The organism is Mediterraneibacter agrestimuris (assembly GCF_943193195.1).
Taxonomy (GTDB): Bacteria; Bacillota; Clostridia; order Lachnospirales; family Lachnospiraceae; genus Schaedlerella; species Schaedlerella agrestimuris.
The window spans coordinates 167,933-189,587 of the sequence record NZ_CALPDG010000004.1 but is presented as its reverse complement, the minus strand read 5'-3'; the positions used below and the strand labels follow the sequence as shown (position 1 = coordinate 189,587).

Here is a 21,655-nt window from a genome sequence, read left to right as displayed (position 1 = left end):
CCTTATGTTTAATACATTACATTTTTAATATCGTCAGGAAAATAAAAAAAGATAAGAAAAAATTTAGAGTAGGTGAAAAAATGTCAAATATACTAAAAATTTCCACTCCCGTATCGACAGGCGAGAACGCAATAAGAAAACAGGACCCGCAGCTGCAGGAAAAGCTGATTAAGAATCCGGTCAATCCGGATAAGGTAGTGCGGGCAGACAGCCGCGCAGAGTACGGGAATGAAAGAGGAGTCCGCCAGGAGATTTCATATGAGTCTAATTTCGGCAATTTCGTACAGACTTTGGGAAGTATGTCCAAAGTAGGAGATATTATGTCGAAAATGCTGTTTTCTGGTATGGCGAATCTGATAGAAGCCGGAATCAGCCAGGGAACGGCAGAAGAGATACAGACGCTGCTTCAATTACTGGAGGTAAATCCGGACCAGCTGAAAGTATTCCTGAAAAATCAGATGAATGGAGCGAATAAGCTGAAAGGGTCTTTGTTTGAGCTTCTGAGAGGTGTGATGAAGGAAGCCGGAAGTGTGGAACTAAAGTCCGGGATTCTGGAGTTTCTAAAAAAATATAACGATATGTCTTCTGGAAAGCATATTATGGAGAATATAAAGGGAGAGCTTCGGGAAATTGAAGAATACATGTTTCGGAATGACAGAGAACAGCTCCGTCAGCTTTCAATGAAGCTGCTTCCTCATAAGACAGGGAATACAGAAAGGAATACACAGATACTCAAACGGGAAATTATTCCGTTTCTTGGGAAATTTATTGCCGATACAAAGAATACAGGTAAAGTCAGAGATTTGGTTACTTTGATGGCTTTTAATACATCGCGTTATGAAAATGGAGAGCTGGACGGTGTGGTGCAGGCGTTTAAAAGGCTTTCGGATTTTCCTGCATTCCGGAAATATTTTACGGATATGAGCCGGGAAGAGATAAGAGACTTGTTTCGGAGTGTTGATTTTGACAGAGCAGCAGGGCGGGAAGAATGGTCTGACAAGTTCCTTGAGATGCTGCGTTTGGGAGCAGAGGGCAAGGCGGGGATTGAAAACAGAGAGGACTTTATGACGTTGATTCATGGAATGCTAATTAATGAAAGTGTTTATATGCCGGTGCTGCATGCAATGATTCCGTTTATTTTAGACGGGACGCCTGTTTTTTCGGAAGTCTGGCTGAATCCTGAGGACTCGTCAGGAGAAGACGGTGAATCAGGAAAGTCGGGTGTGAAGCTGCTTCTGAAATTTGATATGAAAGATGTAGGTTTTTTTGATATTTTCTGTTATTATGAAGAAGGAAAAGTGGATCTGCTTCTGCACTATCCGGAAAATCTGACAAAGCAGGAAAAGGAGATCAGGGAAGGTATCGCAGGGATTTTAAAGAAAAATGGGATGGAAGTCCGGTATCTGACGGTAGAGCAGGGAAAAGAATCAATTCCGGTATCCGCAGCTTTTCCGCAGATATATGAAAGGAGAAATTCAGTAAATGTCACAATTTGAGAAGACATTAGAGCAAAAGGCAGTTGCATTAAAATATGATGAAACACAGAACTCGGCACCGATAATCGTAGCCTCAGGAATGGGGTATGTTGCTGAGAAAATTGTGGAAATCGCGAATGAAAATGGTGTTCCGGTGTATGAAGATAATTCACTGGCGACCGTGCTGACGCAGATGAAGCTGGGGAAAGAGATCCCGCCGGAGCTGTATCAGACAATCGTTGATATATATGCTTATTTTCTAAGATATGTGCCAAAAAGCGCGAGAGAAGAAAATAAGGAAGAGACCAAAGAAGAAACTGAACAAAATTAAAGAAGAAAACCAAAAAGGAGAAGAAAGAGGGCCACATCCTCTTTCTTCTCCTTTTTGTAAAACCATATTTCGGTTGAACGGTAAATTTATGGTAACAGTTCAGCCGAAAGGCTGCACTGTTACAATCTATGTAAGGTGATTTCAAGTTATTTGTGCGTCCTTATCTGGAGCAGGTTTTCTTTAAAGACAAATCCCCGCAAAGCGGACTCTACCTGTGGATGAACATCCAAAAAACGGCATCCATAACAATATAGACCACTTTTTCTTGTAGGCCGTTTCTGCAGGATGAGCGCTGTGAGATAGATCGGTGCGTTCCCTTTGGAAAAAATAAAAGAAAATGTTTTTCCTGTTTCAAATTCCGTATCGGAAATGAATTTTAAGCCGCCCACACTGAAATCAACGACCGTGATGTTTTTCTCCAGATTGCTTCCTTCTGGCTTAATATTGAGAGAAAAAGAAACATCGACCCGGAACTCTGTCCGGTTTGACATTAAATCGCAGGCTTTTGTTTCTGTTAAATACCATGTGTGGTCTGTCTGCGGCACATGATACTGTGAGAAAAGATTCGTGGTCTCACAATAAAAAGAGGTATAATCATTCGGGTCTTCTCCGGGCATCAGATAGACCACATCTGGAAGATCATCCTTTGGCATAGAGTAAAAAATAAAAGTAAAAGAAGTGGGATTTTGGATGTACTTTATTTTTGCCAGAAATTCGGAATCTGCCGTATAGAGCATGCCAGTCTCTGCATTTACTAATGGATTCATATGCGTGCCTCCCTGAACTAAAATTTATATGGTCTATTATATCGAATATATATATAGAGGTCAATTGCTTTTCAGCGGAATTGTTCTTTGGGAGTAATAGTGGTTACTGTTCACACGGCGCCTTGCACTGCGCTGGATACTGTTACTGGAGCACCCATAGGGTGTGAACAGTAACTAACAGTGCAGCCGAAAGGCTGAAATGTTACCTTTAGGAAAAGTGTCCTCTGACAGAAAAATGGAAAATTTAGGGGAAATTTGTAAATTATTCACAAATAAAAGGATGGCGTGGGGTTGACAATATAATAGCAGAGGGGTAAAATAAATGCTAAAAAGGTAGAAATATGTCGAATAAGCAGCATGGGTACTGTATAGGGATGGGAGGAACGTCAGCATGGGGTGTACAATAAACCACAATCAGTACAAATGTGCGGAAGCAATATTACAACAGGTTAACCGGGAAATTCAGAAGGGCAGCATGACCTATGGTTCTATATCTGGCTTGGGTTTTAGTGAATTTATGAGACGGGCTCAAGTGACAGAAAGTGAAATCAATGCAGAAGGTCTGGATAACGCTTTTGAAGAATCTGCCCGGTTTTATAATGTTCCTGTGAATTTGCTGAAAGCGATCGGGAAAGCGGAATCTAATTTTGATCCATATGCACAGTCTGCAGCAGGGGCGCAAGGAGTCATGCAGCTAATGCCGGAGACTGCCCGAAGCCTTGGGGTGACAGACGTGTTTGACGCCCGCAGCAATATTATGGGAGGAGCTAAGTATATATCTGATTTGCTGAAGCAGTATAATGGAGATATAGATCTCGCTCTGGCAGCATATAATGCGGGGAGCGGCAATGTGGAAAAGTATGGCGGTGTGCCGCCGTTTCCAGAGACTGTGAACTACATCCGTAAGGTTAAGGAATATATGGGGACAACACTTCAGGCGGATGAGAACATACAGTCAGAGGGAAAGATACAGTGCAGTCTGGAAAATCAGGCGGGAGCGGCAGATATGGCTCTCTGGCTTTCTGAATTGTTCAGGCTTCAGATACAGAGCCGGATTCTTACACTGACACCTTTTGATGAATAACAGGAATGAATATGGAGAGGAGAGAATATTATGTTTGGGAACAGTATTGCGATGATGGACAAATCTATGGATTGTCTGTGGAAGAGACAGGAAATTATTGCAGATAATATAGCCAATATTGACACTCCGGGATATAAGAAAAAGAGGATTGAATTTGAGGAGACTTTCCGCAGTAAGCTGAAAGCGGCGGCAGAAGTCGGAAAAAGAGATGATGTAAAGCAGGCAATTCAATCGACCAGATACCACATGGTAGAGGAACCGCACATAACAAGAGCGGATGGAAATGGTGTGAATGCAGATGTGGAATATACAGATCTGACCAGAACTGCACTGCATTACCAGTACCTGACAAAAGCTGTGGGTGATGACATTACAAGATATCGTTCTGCGATTAAAGGACAGTAAGGAGGATAAGAGATGAAAGAATTATTTATAGAGCCAATGCGTCCGATGCTGACAGGGCTGGGGACAGAAAGAATTTCAGGTAATCAGCAGCAGATTGACGGTCAGATCGGCGGAGGGATGTTTCAGAGCGTTTTCAAAGAGGTGGTCGGCAATGTAACACAGACAGAAAATGATCTGGCCGATAAACAATATCTTCTGGCAACGGGTCAGATTGAAGACCCACATTCTGTAATGGTTGCGTCTTCCCAGGCACAGCTTGCAGTTGATATGCTTGTGTCACTGCGGAATAAAGCGCTGGAGTCTTATAATGAATTAATGCGTATCAGTCTGTAAATGTATGGCAGTCCGGCTGCCGGGGCATAAATTGACAATCAATTAAAATAAAAAGTGTATAAGGAACAGTTTTTAACATTATGAAAGAGAAAATTGAACAGTTAAAGGAATTTGCGGGTAAACTGGGCAGTAAAACAAAAAAGCTGATTATAGCTGGTGCAGTTTTGCTGGTTGCAGCCGCGGTGATTATTGCGCTTGTTTTGAATAACCGGCCCTATGAGGTTCTGTTTTCTGGACTGGGAAAAGAAGAAGCCCAGCAGATTGTGAGCAGGCTCCAGGAAGACGGAGTGGGATTTAAGCTTCAGGATGAATCTACAATTCTGGTAAGGAAAGATGTTGTAGATGTTACGAAGGCAAAGCTGGTGCAGGAGGGATATCCAAAAAGCGGATTTACATATGATACATTTATCGATAATGCAGGTCTGATGACAACAGATTCAGATAAGCGGACTTATAAACTGTATGAACTGCAGAACCGGATTGGTTCTACGATTCGTCTGTTTGAGAACGTAAAGGATGCAAAAGTAACTATTGCACTGGGAGAAGAGAGCAAATATGTGCTTGATGACAGTTCTCAGCAAGAGTCAAGCGCTACAGCGGTAGTAACGATGAATGACGGCGGGACACCGACAGAAGAACAGGCGGCGGCGATTCAGCGTCTGGTGGCAAAGAGTATTCCGGGAATGGAACTGACGCAGGTAGCTGTGTTTGACGGGAACGGAACTGACGTATCGGTCGCTGACGGAGAAACAATGCCGAATGGTTCCGATGCAGAAGAAATTGCGAGTGTGATAGAAGATCAGATAGAGAACAAAGTACATGACGTTCTGGGTCCTATATACGGCAATCCGAATGTCAGAGTTTCAGCCAGGGCAATCGTGGATATGCAGAACCTGATACGGGAGACGACAACATATAATACCCCGGAGAAGATTGATGAAAAGGATAAAACCGGAATCATCAGTCATGAAGAAGGTATAAATGAAAATTCAAGTAACGGAACCGGCGTTGCCGGCGGAGAAGTCGGAACAGAGAGTAATGCAGATACAACAGAATATGCGTCGGGGAATAACGCAGGCAGCAGTTCCCGAAGTGAAAGCGAGAGTTTTTCCAAGGATTATCTGGTTGACCAGATTAAGGAACAGGGGCAGGTAGCTCCTGGCGCACTGACAGACCTGACGGTTTCGGTTGCCATTAACGGCAGGAATTATGGGAATCTGACGGAAAAGCAGATCCGTGACCTTGTAGGAAATGCAGCAGGAATCGCAGCAGGTGACAGAGCTGATAAGATTTCTCTGGTAAGCGCTCCGTTCTATGAGCAGCCTGAGGAAGAGCAGAAGACAGCGGCTCCTGCGGAAGCCATCAGTAAAAATACATTGATTATCCTTATAGCCGCAGCGGCAGCTTTGCTTCTTGTACTGATCATCTTAATACTGATTATCAGAAGGAGAAATAAAAAGAAGGAAGAGGAAGAACTGCTGGCAGCGGAAGAAGAGATGATGTCATCTGAAGCATTGCTGAATGAAGAGATGGAGAAGGAAAGACTCAACAGAGAAATACAGGCAGTTCAGAATGACAGGGGTATGCAACTGAAGAAAAATATCCGGGATTTTGCAGAACAGAATCCAGAGATATCTGCACAGTTGTTGAAATCATGGCTTAACGGAGGAGAGAATAATGGAGAACAATAAGTTGACTCCTGAGCAGAAAGCCGCTGCAGTTATCGTATCTCTGGGAGCGGAGAAGGCCTCCAAGATATACAAGCATCTGAGTGAGAGTGAAATTGAAAAACTGACAATAGAAGTTGCAAAACTGGGACATGTGTCTCCGGAACAGACAGAGGATGTCCTGGATGAGTTTTATAAAACATGTCTAACACAGAAGGTTGTTACTGACGGCGGCATGGAGTATGCCAGAGCTGTACTGGAAAAAGCATTTGGAGAAAGTACAGCGCAGACTTTGCTGGAAAAACTGGCAAAGTCAATGAAAACGAGACCGTTTGAGTTTATCAGAAAGAGCAGTGCCAAGAATCTTCTGTCATTCTTACAGCATGAACGTCCGCAGATGATTGCACTGGTATTGTCTTATGCAGAAGCGGAGCAGGCGGCAACGGTTATCAGTGAACTGCCGAAAGAAAAGAGGATCAAGGTAGTCGAGAGTGTGGCTAAGATGGAAAGCGCATCTCCGGATGCAATAAAAATTGTAGAAACTACACTGAAAAAACGTTTTGAGAATATACTTACAACAGATTACACTACCATTGGCGGTATCGATTACATAGCAGATGTTATGAATCATATGGACAGAGGAAACGAGAAGTATATCTTCGACGAACTCGGAAAAGACAATATGGAACTGGCAGATACGATCCGCAAGAAGATGTTCGTATTCGAGGATATTGTTTCTATGGACAATCGTTCTATTCAGAGATTTATTCGTGAATGTGACATTAAGGATATCGTATACGCATTGAAAGGATCAGAGGAAAATATCAAAGAACTTATCTTTGCGAATGTATCCACCCGTATGGCTGAGAGCATTAGATCTGACCTTGAAATTACCGTTAATGTACGGCTTCGTGATGTAGAAGAAGCTCAGCAGAGAATTGTGGCTGTAATAAGAAGGCTGGAGGAAGCTGGAGAACTGATTATTGTCAAGGGCGGAAAGGATGAGATAATTGTCTAAGATCATGAAAGAACCGGAGAAAAGTCAGGTTCAGTCTTATGACTTTTTTGCAGGCTTTCTGTTAAAAGAAGAAGAAAAGAATCCTGCCGAGGGAACGGCATGGGAGGATGCGGAGCAAGAAGCAGAGGAATCTGAGACGGATGTCCGCTGCGCCCGCATACTGGAGGACGCAAAAAGGCAGGCACGGCAAATTGTGCTGGAAGCCAGGGAGCAGGCAGAGCTTCTTAGAAAGGAAGCATTTGAAGAAGGAAGAAGCAAGGGAGAGCAGGAGGGATTTAAAGCTGCTTATGAGCAGCACAGGTCGGATCTGGATAAGGAGATCCGCACCCTTCAGAGGAACTTTGCAGATGTTCTCCGCGATGTCAGTATCCAGAAGGACAGGATTCTGGAAAAGAACGTTGATGATTTAAAGAGAATCTCGATCGCGGTGGCAGAAAAGGTGATCCAGACCAGCATCCATTCAAGTGAAGAAATTATAAAGCGTATGATCACGGCGGCGACAGAGAAGCTCAAAAAGAGACAGTGGGCGAAAATCTATATCACCAAATGTGGTACAGAGGTGAATATGGAAGTGGATACAGAGTTTTTAGAGTCCCTGTCTCATCTGTCAGATAATTTAAAGATCATTACCATGAATAATGGTGAAGAGGGTACCTGTATTATCGAACTGCCGGATGAAGTAATTGATGCAAGTGTCGGAACGCAGTTAGAGAATATTAAAGATATATTGAATAATGTAAGGGTATAACGGGGCAGATATGTTTAGTAAATTTCCGGGATTAATTGAAAAGGCGGAGACGATCAGCTACATAGGAAAGATTGAAAATATCGTAGGGATGTGCATGGAATCATCTGGAAGCCGGGCAAGTATCGGTGACATTGCTATGATTTACAATGAAGAGACACACAAGCAGATTCCGGTTGAGGTAGTAGGCTTCAAAAATGATAAGATACAATTGATGGCATACGATAACATCAGCGGTGTTTCAGTAGGCAGCTTTGTGAGAAATACAAGACACCGTCTGAAAATTCCGGTAGGAGAGTTTCTAAGAGGACGGATCATAGACGCGACCGGAAAGCCGATGGATGGGCTGGGTGAATTTGAGACGTCCAGACATTATTATGTTGAGAACTCTTATATCAATCCGATGGAAAGACCGCCGATCACAGATACCTTGGAATTCGGTGTCAAGGCAATAGATGGGCTGAATACGGTAGGCAAGGGCCAGCGTATCGGAATCTTTGCCGGAAGCGGCGTCGGAAAGAGTACTTTGCTGGGAATGATCGCCAGGAATGTAAAGGCAGATATTAACGTCATTGCTCTGGTAGGAGAGCGTGGGCGAGAAGTCAGAGAGTTTGTGGAGAAAGATTTGGGACCGGAAGGATTAAAGCGAAGCGTACTGGTTGTGGCAACCTCTGACCAGCCGGCGATGCTCCGAATGAAGTGCCCTCTGGTGGCTACTACAATTGCAGAGTACTTCAAAAATCAGGGGAAAGATGTTCTTCTTATGATGGATTCACTGACCCGTTTCGCAATGGCACAAAGAGAGATTGGGCTGGCAATCGGAGAGCCGCCGGTTGCCAGAGGATATACACCATCTATTTACGCGGAGTTTCCAAAGCTTCTGGAGAGAAGCGGGAATTTTGAACAAGGATCCATTACAGGGGTTTATACCGTTCTTGTAGAAGGAGACGATACTAATGAGCCGGTGGCAGATACGGTGAGAGGTATTCTGGACGGACATATCGTGCTGAGCAGAAAGCTGGCGAACGAGAATCATTTTCCGGCAATTGATGTAAATGCCAGCATATCCCGTCTGATGTCTAATATTGTGGATGAAGAGCATAAGGCGACAGCATCTGCCCTGCGGAATATCTTGAGTATTTATTCAAAGAATGAAGACCTCATATCTATTGGAGCATATAAAGCAGGAACTAATCCAAAACTGGATTTTGCAATATCTAAGATCGATCAGGTAAATGAATTTCTGATGCAGGAGGTAGGCGAACAGTTTTCAGACGAGGAAATTTTCCAAATGATGAAAAAGATTCTGGCGTAAGGAGAGATATAAGAAATGAAAAAGTTTTTTTTCTCGCTAAATACGGTCTTAAGTTATAAGGAACAAGTTCTGGAAAGTCTCCGTCAGGAGCATGTACAGAGTCTTCTGAAGGTCAGGGCATGTGAAGATGAGATTGAGAAGCTGGAACAGCAGCACAGAGCATGCGTAGAGGAATTTGAAGCTAAGAAACGTGCCGGAATTCCGATCGTTAAAATGAAGGTTTATGAAAATCATCTGGAAGGACTGGGAGTCCGCATTTTGGAAAAGCAGATGCAGCTTGAGAAGCTTAAGGAAGAAGAACTGCGGAAGCGGAATAAGATGATAGAAGCGAAAAAAGAATCTACAACTATTCAGAAGCTCAAGGAAAAAAAGCAGCAGGAATATCAGAAACAGGAGCAGAAGGCTCAGGAGATACTGGTTGAGGAATTTGTTTCTGCCAAGAATGCAATGACAAAGTTAAACGGGTAATCCTGCAAATGCAGATTACTATAGAGTTAGTTTATAAATGAAAGAAAGGAGGCGAAAAGGAACATGGAGTCAGTTCAGTTTTTTAGTTTTGGAAAAGTAGAAGGAAACAGCCGTGACAATGGACAGAAGAGCCAGACAGGAGAGGATACATTCTCTGATATCATGGAGCAGTCTCTGGGACAGGTAAATAAAGAGAAAGAACCGGAGAAAGAGCAGGAGAAGGATGACAAACAGGAAGGAATCATTGTTCCGGCACAGATGTTGGTATTTCCGAATCAGATTCCAACAGAAGAAGAATTTGTAATGCCGAGTATAGAACCGATACAGGTTCTGACAGAAACAGAGGTGCAGACAAATCTGGAACAGCAAGTGGATATGGCAGGTCTGGAGCAGCCATTGGAATTGACAGGTCAGGAACAGTCAGTGAGTCCGGCAGAGTTGGAAAATCCGATGGATCTGGCAGCGCCGCAAACTGACGGAGAGCACATTCAGATGGCAGATGCAGCAGGACTGATAAAGACAGAGCCGTTTCAGTTGAAAAGCCCTGAGGCTTCACCGAGTGAACCGGAAACACAAAAAGCTTCGGAAGGTGTGGAAGCAGAGACAAAGGCTGAAATCAGGTCAGAAGAGCATGAACCGAAGGAAACGGTAAAAGAGGGCATAACCGTTCAAAGGAACCAGAAGGAAGAGAAGGATCAGACTTCCGGGACCGTAGAGGTAATGAACAGAGAAGGCATACAGAGTCCGGTAAGTACGCTGCATGATAAAAATGAGACTGTTTCCCATGAAACAGTACATGTACATGTATCCCAGCCGGAAGAACTTCCGCAGGAGCTGGCAAAAGAGCTGATTGTAAAGAATGCTGCGGGACAGAATGAATTTGAAATTCAGATCACACCGAAGCATTTAGGCGAGATTACCGTCAGAGTCATGCAGGAAGACGGAGTAAGCGTTGTTTCAATTGTCTGCTCTGAAAAGAAGACAATGGAACTGCTTGCACAGGGCGCCCGGGAAATCGGGACCGTGATGGAGCAGAATCTTGGAAAGCCTACGGAAATCTATGTAGAGAAACAGGAAAACGAGAATCCGTGGCAGGAACAGCGGGAAAATGACCATGCGGGCAGACAATCCGAACAGCACCGGCAGAAGGAACAGAATGAGAAGATGAAGGCAGCAAAAAATGCTCGTTTTTTGCAGGAATTAAGATTAGGACTTATGAAATAGGGAAAGGAGAAAAGAATGGCAGTTAACAATGTAAATGGACGCAGCCAGGCATTTAATGACTTGTATGCAACACAGGGAATGGCAGAATCCAATAACAACGAAATGTCACTGGATGATTTCTGGCAGCTCATGGCTGCACAGCTGCAGTATCAGGATATGACGAATCCTATGAGCAACAGTGAGATGATGAACCAGATGACGCAGATGGCTACCATGAATGCAATGACACAGGTATCAAATGCGATCGCCAATTTTGGTGTCGTTACAAACAACCTGTCACAGGTAACACTGACTTCTTATTCTATCGGAATGATCGGCAGAGAGGTAACAGTGGCTACTATGGATGAGAATGGCAAAGTCAATGGTGAGAAAAAGGGAATTGTGACCGGAGTCGACCTGACAGGAGGACAGTCTGTCTATATTGATGGTGAAAAGTATAGTCTGTCACAGATTATGAGTGCAGGAGAAGTTCCGAAGACAGAAAAGCCCGACACAGAACAACCCGATACAGAGAAACCTGACACAGGAGACGGTGAGAGCTGAAACCGGAGCGCATGAAACACAGCGCAGAGACGGGGGATGAAAGATGAGTAATCAGGTTAACAAGCTTACGAATGTCAATGCGTTGAAGCTTACCCACGCGGCAGTGCAGACCAGAAAAGCAGATGATCGTTTTTCTGTTATGCTGCAGGAAGAGTTAAACCGGGCGGAAGGGCTGCGGTTTTCTAAGCATGCGGCGCAGAGGGTACAGGAGAGAGGAATTGAGGTTTCCGACAGTCTGATGTCGGATTTGAATCAGGCGGTTGAGAAGGCGAAGGCGAAAGGCGCCAGAGATGTTGTTATTATCGGCAAAGACGGAGCCTTTATTGTAAATGTTCCTCATAATCTGGTAGTTACCACAATGAATGGTACAGAAATGAAAGATAATATATTTACAAATATTGACAGTGCTGTACTTTTATAGGCCGGACCATATTGGAAGCCTGATGTCTGTCCGAATGACAGACATAGGAACAGCACGGCAAAAAGAAGGAGAATGATACAATGGTCAGATCAATGATTGCAGGAGTTGCAGGACTCAAGACACATCAATCAAAAATGGACGTTATCGGTAACAATATTGCAAATGTAAATACATGGGGATTCAAATCCGCAAGCTTTAACTTTGCAGATTCTATGTATTCTACCTCTATGAACGGGGCAGCAGGTAATGACCTTGCCGGAGGAGCCGGCGGACGAAATGCTTCCCAGGTAGGTTACGGAGTTACAACCGGTTCGATTGCAACATCGTTCCAGCCGGGCGCTCCGGCGCCGTCCGCAAGCTCGCTGGACTGTATGATTGACGGAACCGGGTTTTTCCTTGTGGGAAATATGGTAAACGGAAGCTTTACGAATGTAGAGGATTCCGGTCTGAACCTTTCCAGAATTGGTTCTTTCACCGTAGACGGCAACGGATATCTGGTAGATTCTATGGGAAGCTATGTGTATGGATATGCATTGGAAGACGGAACCGGTATCCCGGAGAAACCGGCTACATCAGATAAGTGGACAATCAAGAATGCAACTGTAGATGTAACAGGGCCAAATGCTGGTAAGTATACAATTAGCATCGGCGGTTATGATGTTGAGACAGGAAAAACGGATTTTAAGAGTCAGGTTCAGGACTGGATCGCACAGGTGACAAAAAAAGGCGGGGATCTTGAGGGTTTCACCATTGGAATGGATAATTTCAATGCGGATGCACAGCCAATTCCAACGGTAAATCTGACAATTACATCAAATAATAAAGGCGCCTACAATGATCCTACTGGTACTCTGCCGGGGGATCCGGCTAAGATTGGTGATGAAAATCAGTGGGGATGCCAACAAGATGAGTTTAAAAGGGAAGACGGCGCAAACCGTGTACCGGGAATTGATCCGGAGTTTTCAGAAGAGCTGTCCACAATCCAGATTCCGACTGATCCGGATACCGGATTGGCATATGACATCCAGAGCTATACGATCAACGAAGATGGCTCCGTAGTCGGTGTGGATATACAGGGACGTACAATTGCGATGGGACAGCTGGCACTGATCACAGTAGAGAATCCGAACGGTCTGGAGAAGACAAGCGGATACTACTATACGATCGGACAAAATGCAGGAACAGTGAACCATATCAAAGCAAACGGCGGTTCAAGCGGAAAAATCAGAGGAAACTTTTTGGAAATGGCAAACGTAGACCTTGCAAACGAGTTCTCACAGATGATCACGACACAGAGAGGATATCAGGCTAACTCAAAGATCATTACAGTGACAGACCAGATGCTGGAAGAACTTGTTAATATGAAACGATAATAATTAACATAAAATCCGGAGGATGGGAGGGGTTCTCATCCTCCGGGAAATGAAAATGACCCGGGAGAAAAGCGGAGAATGTCTCTGAAACGGAAGTTTAGGGGATGGAAAAGAAATAAAATAAGCAGAAGTTTTCAAGAAATGTTGAAAAGTGGGAGAATTGTGGTATGATAATGCTGACAAAACTTAATGATGAAAAGATTATATTGAACAGTGCACAGATTGAAGCAATCGAATTTATACCGGAAGCAAAGATTATTATGATGAACGGAAAATTCTATATCGTAAGGGAAAAGGCAGAGGAGATTATAGAGAAAACAATTGAGTATAACGGAAGAGTCCGGAATTACGTTAATTCATAGAATACATTAGAAGAAAAATGAAAAAGGAGACATAGGAGGCAGTGAAATGGATTTAACCAGTATTATAGGTCTAGTAGTCGGAATGGTTCTGATTGTCTTTGTCGGAATCGGTCCGAAGGATTTGAATGCTTTTTGGGATCCTCAAAGTGTGGCAATCGTATTAGGAGGTACGCTGGCGGCTGTTATTGCCAGTTATCCGTTTGGCATGCTGAAGGAGACTGTTAAGCATACGAAAATATTGTTTCAGGGGAAACGGTACAATGTCCAGGCGCTGATAGAGACGTTGGAAGAGATGGCGCAGATTGCAAGAAAGAATGGTCTGCTCGCATTGGAAGAAAAGGCGAATGAAGTTGATGAACCATTTTTTAAGCAGGGAATTATGCTGATCGTAGATGCGACAGAGCCGGAAGAAGTGCGCAGTATGATGGAGAATGAACTTGATATTATGAGCCAGCGGCATGAGGAATCCTTAGGAATCTACGAAAAAGCAGCGGGGTATGCACCGGCGTTTGGTATGATCGGTACATTGGTCGGTCTGGTAATCATGCTTAACAACATGGATCCGGAGCAAGGCTCGTCAGATATTGGTCCTGCAATGGCAACAGCGTTGATTACAACATTCTATGGCTGTGTCCTTGCACATTTATTATTTTCACCAATTGCAAAGAAACTGCGTATCCGAAATGATGAAGAATTGTTGTATAAGCAGATTATGATAGAAGGAATCCTGGCAATCCAGGCGGGAGACAATCCGAAGTTCTTAAAAGAGAAGCTTCTTACATATATGAGCCAGAAAGAGCGGAGCAAGATGCAGGAAGGCGGAGAAGGCGGAGGAGAACAGAAGCCGGATAAAAAGGAGAAAAAAAAGAAGAAATAAGGTGAAATAGCATTATGAAGAAAAGGCGCAAAAAAAGCGAAGAGGGCGGTTCAAACTGGATGGACACCTACGGGGATATGGTGACGCTGTTATTATGCTTTTTTGTACTTCTGTATTCCATTTCTTCCGTGGACCAGTCTAAGTGGATTAAGCTGGTAGAGAGTTTTAACCCGGAAGCGAAAAAAGTAAGCCAGATTGTTACAGATACCGAAGTAGAAGCTGATGATGAAGTGCCCGGAGGAGTCAATGCAGACGAGCAGGCGGCTTTTGACGAACTCCATGACAGACTGAAACAGGCTGTACAGGATGCGGGTATCGAATCCGAGGTGGAACTTACCAAAGGCGACGGATATTCTTTTGTACGGTTTCGGGATACGATGTTCTTTGACGGGGACAGCTCTATCATCAGACCAGAGGGAAAGCAGATTCTTGATATCTTTGCGGCGGCGATCGCTCCGGCAGGGGACATCATTCAGGAAATACAGATACTCGGACATACGACACAGGCGCTTCCGGATGTACAGAATGATGTGGTAAGCGACAGAGTACTTTCCGCAGAGAGAGCGGCGAATGTAACAGGTTATATACAAAATAAGAATATACTTTCGCCGGATAAGCTGGTGTCGGTTGGATACGGACAGTTCCGCCCGGTCGCGCCATTTGATACAGAGGCAAACAGATCGAAAAACAGAAGAGTGGAGCTCATTATTACGAAGAATAATTCTGTACAAAGAAGTCTGGACGAATATTATGCAGCAATGGAATAAGAAAATAAACAGAGGGAGGTGTGCAGAACAATGGCAGACGTGCTTTCACAGAGTCAGATAGATGCATTGCTTAATTCAATGCAGAATACAGAAACAGAAGAAAGCAGTATTCAGAAACCCGAGCCACAGAAAAAGTATAGAAAGTATGATTTTTACAGCCCCAAAAAGTATACAAAAGATAAACTGAAAATGCTCCAAAGCATTTATGACAACTATTCCCGGATTGCGACATCCTTGATCAATGGATTGTTCCATGTCGCCAGCGAAGTAGAGGTTATAGGTGTAGAGGAACAGCGATTTTATGAATTTGGGAATGCATTGAATGAAACAGATATTATCGCGCTTGCGAAGGTAGGATTGCAAGATCATTCAAAAAACCCGCCGATGGTGTTTCATATTGCTCCGCTTCTTATGAGTTCTATGATAGACAGACTTTTAGGAGGTATGGGTATAGATACGCAGGTAGACGGTTCTTATACTTATACGGATATTGAAATTGCTTTATATGAGAACATAATCACTCATCTCATTAATATTACAAAGGATGTCTGGTCCAGTTATATTCATATGCAGGTAGGATTTGACAGGGTGGAAGAAAACCCGAGTATGTTTCAGGGGATCAGTGTAGATGAGACAGTTGTCATAGTTATGCTGAAGATTTCTCTTGGAGATCATATGGATGGAGCTATGAATATCTGTCTTCCGGGAACACTTTTGTTCAATATTTTTGATATTATTGAAAAAACGAAGCATTTGGCAGACAAAGACAGTGAGAATGCACACAGAGATAACAGAGAAGAAATTCTTGAGAGTATCAAGGAGTCAGAGATGGAGGTTATGGCACAATTGGGTGTTGCCAGACTTAATCTGGATGATGTCTTCAACCTTCACGTGGGCGATGTCATCGACTTGAATAAACCGCAGGATTCTCCGGTTTCTCTGCATATTGCCGGACAGCAGTGGTTTGAAGGAAAACTGGGTGTGCATAACAAGAACATAGCTGTAAAGATTGAAGAACGCACGGATATCAGGAAAAGTGATATAGCAGTGTAAACACCAGAGCAGAATGGAAACTGACTCTGTAGTGATAAATAATATTTTAAAGTGAGGTAAATAAAATGGCGAAAATCTTATTAGTAGACGATGCAGCATTTATGAGAATGATGTTAAAGACAACTTTGGAGCAGGCGGGGTATACCGAGATCGTGGAAGCGTCGGACGGAGCGCAGGCAGTTGAAATGTACAAAGCTGAAAAACCAGATCTGGTATTTATGGATATTACAATGCCGAACAAAGACGGACTGGAGGCACTTAAGGAAATCAAAGGAACAGACCCGGGCGCAACAATTGTAATGTGTTCCGCAATGGGGCAGGAGGCGATGGTAATGGATTCTATCAAGTCAGGCGCAAAGGACTTCATTGTAAAACCATTTAAGCCGGAACGTATTTTGTCAACAATCAAAAAAATCCTTGGTTAACCAGAATGAGAGGAAGAAAAGATGTCTTTTTTAAATTCGTTTGATATTAGTGTATCTGGTTTGACAGCACAGAGACAGAGGCTGGATGTGGTTGCAGAAAATATGGCAAATGCATATACGACCAGAACAGAAGACGGCGGTCCGTACCGCCGCAAGATTATATCGATGGAAGAGAAGCCAGCCAATACATTTCAGTCAGAATTTAACAGCCGGCTGAGACGGCTGCAGTCTCAAAAAGGCGGTGTGCGTGTCTCAGCGATCACAGAGGATCAGAGAGATCTGACACCGGTGTACAATCCAGAGCATCCAGATGCAAATGATGAAGGGTATGTAATGATGCCAAATGTAGATTTGGTAAAAGAAACAGTGGATGGAATGGCAGCCACAAGATCTTATGAAGCAAATATCACTGCTTTTAACGCAATAAAGCTTATGGCGCAGAAAGCATTGGAAATCGGAAAATAAGTAAAAGATTACGACTATAGGAGGGAAAGGCAGAATGGGGTCTAATCAGTTTAGTGCGTTGGAAATAGACGCTGTGGGCGAAATACTGAATATCAGTTTGGGAGCTTCCGCCACGGCTGTTTCTACAATGCTCAATACAAGAGTAGATATTACCACTCCTGTTGTAAAGGTTGTCCGTAAGGACGAGTTTGAGATGGATAGGGTGGAGCCGGCTGTAGGAGTTGAAATTACTTATATATCCGGTCTGGAAGGAAGTAACGTGATGCTGCTGAAGCGGCATGATGTGAAGGTGATCGTAGAGATGCTCATGGGTATTTCTGTGACAGATGAAGAGTTTGAACTGAATGAGCTGAATATCAGTGCAGTATGTGAAGTGATGAACCAGATGATGGGAGCATCATCCACTGCACTTTCAGAATTTTTGGGAAAAATGGTAAATATTTCAACTCCGGTTTCTTTTGAGGTTGCGAATGAACAGGAGTTTATTGATAAATATTTTGATAATGAAGAATATAAAGTAGTGGTAGGATTTTCATTGAAGATCGGCGATCAGATGGAGAGTGAATTCTTTAATGTAATGCCGATTTGTCTGGCAAAGAGCCTTGTGAAAGGTTTTCTTCCGGATGATGTAATTATTGGTGAAGGTGAAGAGCAGGAGAGTGGGGCTTCGCAGGCAGAACCGCCGAAAACAGTTCCGGATGCAGTGGTTTCTGAACCACAGCCGTCTGCAGCACAGACACCGGATATGTCCATGATGCAGCCACAGCCGGGAGCAGTACAGCCGCAGATGCCGGATATGTCCATGATGCAGCCGCAGCCGGGAGCAGTACAGCCGCAGATGCCGGATATGTCTATGATGCAGCCGCAGCCGGGAGCAGTACAGCCGCAAATGCCGGATATGTCCATGATGTCGATGCAGATGCAGATGATGCAGCAGATGATGCAGCAAATGCAGCAGATGCAGCAGCAGATGGGCGAGAAGCAGAAGCCGGCGGAACCGAAGCTTATTAATGTACAGCCGGTAGCACGCCAGAATCTGAAACAGGATGGCGGCGTGGTTCTTCAGGAGGAGCAGGAAGAAAATATGGAACTGATCATGGGAGTTCCGCTCGAGATTTCTGTAGAAATCGGAAGAACAAGGAAGCTTGTCAGAGATATTTTAGATTTTACAAAAGGATCCCTTGTTATTTTGGACAAACTGGCGGGAGAACAGGTTGATTTGTTCGTAAACGGGCAGTGTATTGCAAAAGGAGAGGTTGTAGTCGTAGAAGATAATTTCGGTATCCGGATTACAGAAATTACAAGGTTAAATCTGGCAGCATTGGAATAGGAAAGGATAATTATGTGGAGTGCAATTCTGACTTTTATAGCGGCTGTTTTTATCATTTATCTGAGCTATCTTGTCAGTAAATATGTGGGAAAAGGAATGAACAGGAATGGCAGATCACACTATATGAGAGTGCTAGATCAGCTTATGGTCGGTCAGGACAGATATGTTGCGGTGGTACAGGCGGGAGACAGATATCTGCTGCTTGGAGTTACCTCGCAGCAGATAAATCTTCTGCAGGAGCTGGAAGTAGAAGATCTGATTCAACTGAATGCCGACACCGGAAGGGAGACTGTGAAAGTACCAGAGTTTAAAGAGCTGTTATCAGGATTTGGAGGACGTACCAAAGGAAAGGGGAATGACGATGTATGATTCATTGATTAACGTCAACGGAGAACAAGTCCCCACACTGGAGATTCTTTTGCTGCTGACGATTGTGTCGCTGCTGCCTTCGCTGATGATTATGATGTCGTCGTTTACAAGGACGATTATTATTCTGTCGTTTCTGAGAAATGCCATGGGAGTCCAGCAGTCGCCGCCTAATATGGTTTTAGTCGGAATTTCGTTGTTTTTGACATTGTTTATTATGAATCCGGTGCTGCAGGATATTAATACAGAGGCATATCAGCCTTATAAGAATCAGGAAATTACACAAGAGGTTGCCCTGGAGCGTGCACAGGTTCCGCTGAAGAAGTTTATGCTGGAACATACGGAGAAGAATTCGCTGAACATGTATATGGATATGGCAGATGTGGAGCTTGCAGCAGATGAAACGGCGGAAGATCTTTCTATGACGGTGATTGTTCCTGCCTTTATGACAAGTGAACTGAAACAGGCGTTCATGGCAGGATTTTTATTGTTTATTCCGTTTTTGCTGATTGATATTATTGTATCCAGTACATTGATGTCTATGGGTATGATTATGCTTCCCCCGGCGATGATCTCGCTTCCGTTTAAACTGCTGTTGTTCATTACAGTAGATGGATGGAATCTTCTGTTTTCTACAATTGTAAAGAGCTTTCAATGAAAGGGAGATGTAGTTAAATGACAAACGGGGAAGTTTTGGACTTAATGTATGAGGTTTTTGTATTGGCAGTCCGACTCGGAGGTCCGGTGCTGCTTATCAGTATGCTGGTGGGTGTTCTGATCGCAGTTATTCAGGCAGCGACGCAGATTCATGAACAGACGATCACGTTTGTGCCGAAGCTGATCATAATCGGACTGATCCTTGTATTTACAGGAGGAAGTATGCTGAAGACTCTTCAGGACTTTACAATACGGATTTTTCAGATGATACAGGGATTATAAGGTGTTAAGGAGAGATACATGCTGTTCGATACTACTGCACAGATTACCCTGTTTTCACTGATTTTAATGAGGATGTCAGGGTTTATATTATTGAACCCGATTTTAGGAAGAAAAAATATACCTGTTCAGGTAAAGACAGGAATTATTTTTGTTTTAACACTTACTGTGTATTCCTTCTCTTCAGGGGAGGCATTTGATATTTCCAGTCCTCTGGAATATGGATTTTTATTATTGAAGGAGTTTGCGGCGGGATATGTTGTCGGCTTCGTAACAGAGTTATTTTTCTTTGTGATCACGTTTGCCGGATTTATTATGGATTTCCAGATGGGCTTGTCCATGTCTACAGTATATGATCCACAGAGCAATGCACAGCTTCCTGTATCAGGAAGCCTGCTGCAGACATTTTATTTGATGTTGTTCTTTGCAGTAGACGGGCATCTGGCTTTGCTGAAGATTCTGCTTAGTTCTGCAGAGATTATCCCCTATGGGGGCATTCTGCTGACACAAGATCTGGCGGCAAAGATGATAGACTTGTTTTCAGAATGTGTACTTATGGGAGTTAAATTCGCATTCCCAATTCTGGCTGCGGAGTTTCTGATGGAGATGGGAGTGGGAATCCTCAATAAGATTGTTCCGCAGATTAATGTTTTTGTAATCAATATTCAGTTAAAAATAACTGTGGGATTGACGCTTTTGGTATTTTTGATATCTCCGATCGGCGAATTTCTTTCCAATCTTGTTACAGTTATGATAAAATCAATACAGGAAATTCTTACATTTTTGTAAATTATGTAATTTTAATAGAACTTTAGTTAGGGAAGTGAAGTGAAAACAGATGGCAGACGATTCCAAAACTGAAAAAGCCACGCCTAAGAAGCGGCGCGATGAGCGGAAAGAGGGTCATGTCTTTTCGAGTAAAGATGTTATAGTAGTCGTGTCGCTTCTTGGTACATTTTATGGTTTAAAGCTGTTGTTCCCTATAATATATCAGGAAGTCCGTGAAACTATGGTATATTATCTGAGTAATTCATTGTCTGTTGAAGAACTGTCCATTGCACAGTTAAGGGCGGTAGCAATGGATGTTGTAAAGGTTCTGGCGATCGGGATTCTTCCGTTGGGGTTTATTTCCATTATATTGGCAGTTGTGGCGACAGGAGTCCAGACGAAGTTTCTTTTTGCGGCAAAATCAGCCGCATTTAAGCTGAGTAATCTGAGTATTATTAAGGGAGTCAAGAATCTGTTTTCATTAAAGAATCTGATTGAGCTTTTAAAAGGTATTTTGAAAATTACGATTCTCTGCGTTGTTTTATATCAGCTTTTAAAAGAGGATATGCGCAATATCATGAGAATGATGGATATGAATATACTGGCATCCGCTTCATATACACTGGAGATGGTGATGTCGATGGTCCTGAAGATCGGGCTGATCTTCACTGCAATTGCCGGATTTGATTATTTATACCAGAGATGGGATTATGAGAAAAAGATCCGAATGTCAAAGCAGGAAGTGAAAGAAGAGTTTAAACAAACAGAAGGAAATCCTGAGATCAAAGGAAAAATCAGAAGTCTTCAGAGAAGCCGTGCAAGAAACAGAATGATGCAGGCTGTTCCGGACGCGGATGTGATCATCCGTAACCCGACCCATTTTGCGGTTGCCCTGAAGTATGATATTCACAAACACAATGCCCCGATTCTGGTGGCGAAAGGGCAGGATTTTGTTGCCCTGAAAATAGTGGAAATAGGAGAGGCAAACGGTGTCACCATCATAGAAAATAAACCTCTGGCGAGAGGAATCTATGCTTCGACACCGCTGGACGGAGAGATTCCGGCAGAATATTATGGTGTCGTAGCAGAAATTCTGGTACAGGTTTTCCGAAAGAATAAGAAGAGTCTGGAGTAAAA

27 protein-coding genes are annotated in these 21,655 nt (G+C 43.4%); 26 read left to right on the top strand and 1 reads right to left on the bottom strand.

Annotated elements, in window-relative coordinates:
* Nucleotides 1-80 precede the first annotated feature (80 nt).
* Nucleotides 81-1,496 (top strand): hypothetical protein, encoded by a 1,416-nt coding sequence (locus NFS18_RS04085; RefSeq protein WP_251388215.1) that lies wholly within the window; start codon nt 81-83, stop codon nt 1,494-1,496.
* Entirely contained in the window at nt 1,483-1,806 is a 324-nt protein-coding gene (locus NFS18_RS04080; protein ID WP_251388212.1) for an EscU/YscU/HrcU family type III secretion system export apparatus switch protein, read from the top strand. The genes NFS18_RS04085 and NFS18_RS04080 overlap by 14 nt, the downstream gene beginning before the upstream one ends.
* Nucleotides 1,807-1,952: 146 nt before the next feature.
* On the opposite strand, the gene NFS18_RS04075 is transcribed toward NFS18_RS04080, so the two are convergent.
* Nucleotides 1,953-2,573, bottom strand: coding sequence for a PilZ domain-containing protein (locus NFS18_RS04075; RefSeq protein ID WP_251388210.1), 621 nt, complete (start codon nt 2,571-2,573; stop codon nt 1,953-1,955).
* 391 nt (nt 2,574-2,964) lie between these two features.
* On the opposite strand from NFS18_RS04075, the gene NFS18_RS04070 reads away from it, so the two are divergent.
* The 24 genes from NFS18_RS04070 (at nt 2,965) to flhB (ending at nt 21,653) form a co-directional block, all read left to right on the top strand.
* A complete protein-coding gene (locus tag NFS18_RS04070; RefSeq protein ID WP_251388209.1) occupies nt 2,965-3,657 on the top strand; it encodes a lytic transglycosylase domain-containing protein in 693 nt (230 codons plus the stop codon).
* A 30-nt stretch (nt 3,658-3,687) separates the two neighbouring features.
* The gene (gene flgB / locus NFS18_RS04065) at nt 3,688-4,062 is read left to right on the top strand and encodes a flagellar basal body rod protein FlgB (RefSeq protein ID WP_251388207.1); all 375 of its coding nucleotides are present in this window, start codon (nt 3,688-3,690) and stop codon (nt 4,060-4,062) included.
* A gap of 12 nt (nt 4,063-4,074) precedes the next feature.
* Nucleotides 4,075-4,395: a flagellar hook-basal body complex protein FliE gene (locus NFS18_RS04060; RefSeq protein ID WP_251388205.1), complete on the top strand. Its 321-nt coding sequence runs from the start codon at nt 4,075-4,077 to the stop codon at nt 4,393-4,395.
* Between the two features lie 80 nt (nt 4,396-4,475).
* Nucleotides 4,476-6,086 (top strand): flagellar basal-body MS-ring/collar protein FliF, encoded by a 1,611-nt coding sequence (fliF, locus tag NFS18_RS04055; RefSeq protein ID WP_251388203.1) that lies wholly within the window; start codon nt 4,476-4,478, stop codon nt 6,084-6,086.
* Nucleotides 6,073-7,080: a flagellar motor switch protein FliG gene (fliG, locus tag NFS18_RS04050; RefSeq protein ID WP_251388201.1), complete on the top strand. Its 1,008-nt coding sequence runs from the start codon at nt 6,073-6,075 to the stop codon at nt 7,078-7,080. Before fliF ends, fliG begins: the two co-directional genes overlap by 14 nt.
* On the top strand, nt 7,073-7,828 hold the full coding sequence (locus NFS18_RS04045) for a FliH/SctL family protein (protein WP_251388199.1): 756 nt from the start codon (nt 7,073-7,075) through the stop codon (nt 7,826-7,828). The genes fliG and NFS18_RS04045 overlap by 8 nt, the downstream gene beginning before the upstream one ends.
* Before the next feature lie 10 nt (nt 7,829-7,838).
* Nucleotides 7,839-9,140, top strand: a complete 1,302-nt coding sequence (gene fliI / locus NFS18_RS04040) for a flagellar protein export ATPase FliI (RefSeq protein ID WP_251388197.1) — start codon at nt 7,839-7,841, stop codon at nt 9,138-9,140.
* 15 nt (nt 9,141-9,155) lie between these two features.
* Entirely contained in the window at nt 9,156-9,608 is a 453-nt protein-coding gene (locus tag NFS18_RS04035; protein WP_251388195.1) for a flagellar export protein FliJ, read from the top strand.
* A 63-nt stretch (nt 9,609-9,671) separates the two neighbouring features.
* Nucleotides 9,672-10,832: a flagellar hook-length control protein FliK gene (locus NFS18_RS04030; protein ID WP_251388193.1), complete on the top strand. Its 1,161-nt coding sequence runs from the start codon at nt 9,672-9,674 to the stop codon at nt 10,830-10,832.
* 15 nt (nt 10,833-10,847) lie between these two features.
* Entirely contained in the window at nt 10,848-11,375 is a 528-nt protein-coding gene (locus NFS18_RS04025; protein WP_251388191.1) for a flagellar hook capping FlgD N-terminal domain-containing protein, read from the top strand.
* A gap of 43 nt (nt 11,376-11,418) precedes the next feature.
* Nucleotides 11,419-11,796, top strand: coding sequence for a TIGR02530 family flagellar biosynthesis protein (locus NFS18_RS04020; protein ID WP_251388189.1), 378 nt, complete (start codon nt 11,419-11,421; stop codon nt 11,794-11,796).
* Between the two features lie 80 nt (nt 11,797-11,876).
* Nucleotides 11,877-13,169, top strand: a complete 1,293-nt coding sequence (locus NFS18_RS04015) for a flagellar hook-basal body complex protein (protein ID WP_251388187.1) — start codon at nt 11,877-11,879, stop codon at nt 13,167-13,169.
* A 167-nt stretch (nt 13,170-13,336) separates the two neighbouring features.
* A complete protein-coding gene (locus NFS18_RS04010) occupies nt 13,337-13,531 on the top strand; it encodes a flagellar FlbD family protein (RefSeq protein ID WP_251388185.1) in 195 nt (64 codons plus the stop codon).
* 46 nt (nt 13,532-13,577) lie between these two features.
* A complete protein-coding gene (locus tag NFS18_RS04005) occupies nt 13,578-14,408 on the top strand; it encodes a motility protein A (protein ID WP_251388183.1) in 831 nt (276 codons plus the stop codon).
* Between the two features lie 14 nt (nt 14,409-14,422).
* On the top strand, nt 14,423-15,175 hold the full coding sequence (locus tag NFS18_RS04000) for an OmpA/MotB family protein (protein ID WP_251388182.1): 753 nt from the start codon (nt 14,423-14,425) through the stop codon (nt 15,173-15,175).
* A gap of 30 nt (nt 15,176-15,205) precedes the next feature.
* Nucleotides 15,206-16,228: a flagellar motor switch protein FliM gene (locus NFS18_RS03995; RefSeq protein ID WP_251388180.1), complete on the top strand. Its 1,023-nt coding sequence runs from the start codon at nt 15,206-15,208 to the stop codon at nt 16,226-16,228.
* 65 nt (nt 16,229-16,293) lie between these two features.
* The gene (locus tag NFS18_RS03990) at nt 16,294-16,653 is read left to right on the top strand and encodes a response regulator (RefSeq protein ID WP_251388177.1); all 360 of its coding nucleotides are present in this window, start codon (nt 16,294-16,296) and stop codon (nt 16,651-16,653) included.
* A gap of 21 nt (nt 16,654-16,674) precedes the next feature.
* Entirely contained in the window at nt 16,675-17,118 is a 444-nt protein-coding gene (gene flgC, locus NFS18_RS03985; RefSeq protein WP_251388175.1) for a flagellar basal body rod protein FlgC, read from the top strand.
* 34 nt (nt 17,119-17,152) lie between these two features.
* Nucleotides 17,153-18,448 (top strand): flagellar motor switch protein FliN, encoded by a 1,296-nt coding sequence (fliN, locus tag NFS18_RS03980; protein WP_251388174.1) that lies wholly within the window; start codon nt 17,153-17,155, stop codon nt 18,446-18,448.
* A gap of 12 nt (nt 18,449-18,460) precedes the next feature.
* Entirely contained in the window at nt 18,461-18,817 is a 357-nt protein-coding gene (gene fliO / locus NFS18_RS03975) for a flagellar biosynthetic protein FliO (protein ID WP_251388172.1), read from the top strand.
* Nucleotides 18,810-19,472, top strand: coding sequence for a flagellar type III secretion system pore protein FliP (gene fliP, locus NFS18_RS03970; RefSeq protein WP_251388241.1), 663 nt, complete (start codon nt 18,810-18,812; stop codon nt 19,470-19,472). Before fliO ends, fliP begins: the two co-directional genes overlap by 8 nt.
* Before the next feature lie 17 nt (nt 19,473-19,489).
* Nucleotides 19,490-19,753, top strand: a complete 264-nt coding sequence (locus NFS18_RS03965; protein WP_251388170.1) for a flagellar biosynthetic protein FliQ — start codon at nt 19,490-19,492, stop codon at nt 19,751-19,753.
* 18 nt (nt 19,754-19,771) lie between these two features.
* Complete coding sequence (gene fliR / locus NFS18_RS03960) at nt 19,772-20,539, top strand: flagellar biosynthetic protein FliR (protein ID WP_251388168.1); 768 nt, start codon at nt 19,772-19,774, stop codon at nt 20,537-20,539.
* A 49-nt stretch (nt 20,540-20,588) separates the two neighbouring features.
* Entirely contained in the window at nt 20,589-21,653 is a 1,065-nt protein-coding gene (gene flhB, locus NFS18_RS03955) for a flagellar biosynthesis protein FlhB (protein WP_251388166.1), read from the top strand.
* The last annotated feature ends 2 nt before the right edge of the window (nt 21,654-21,655 follow it).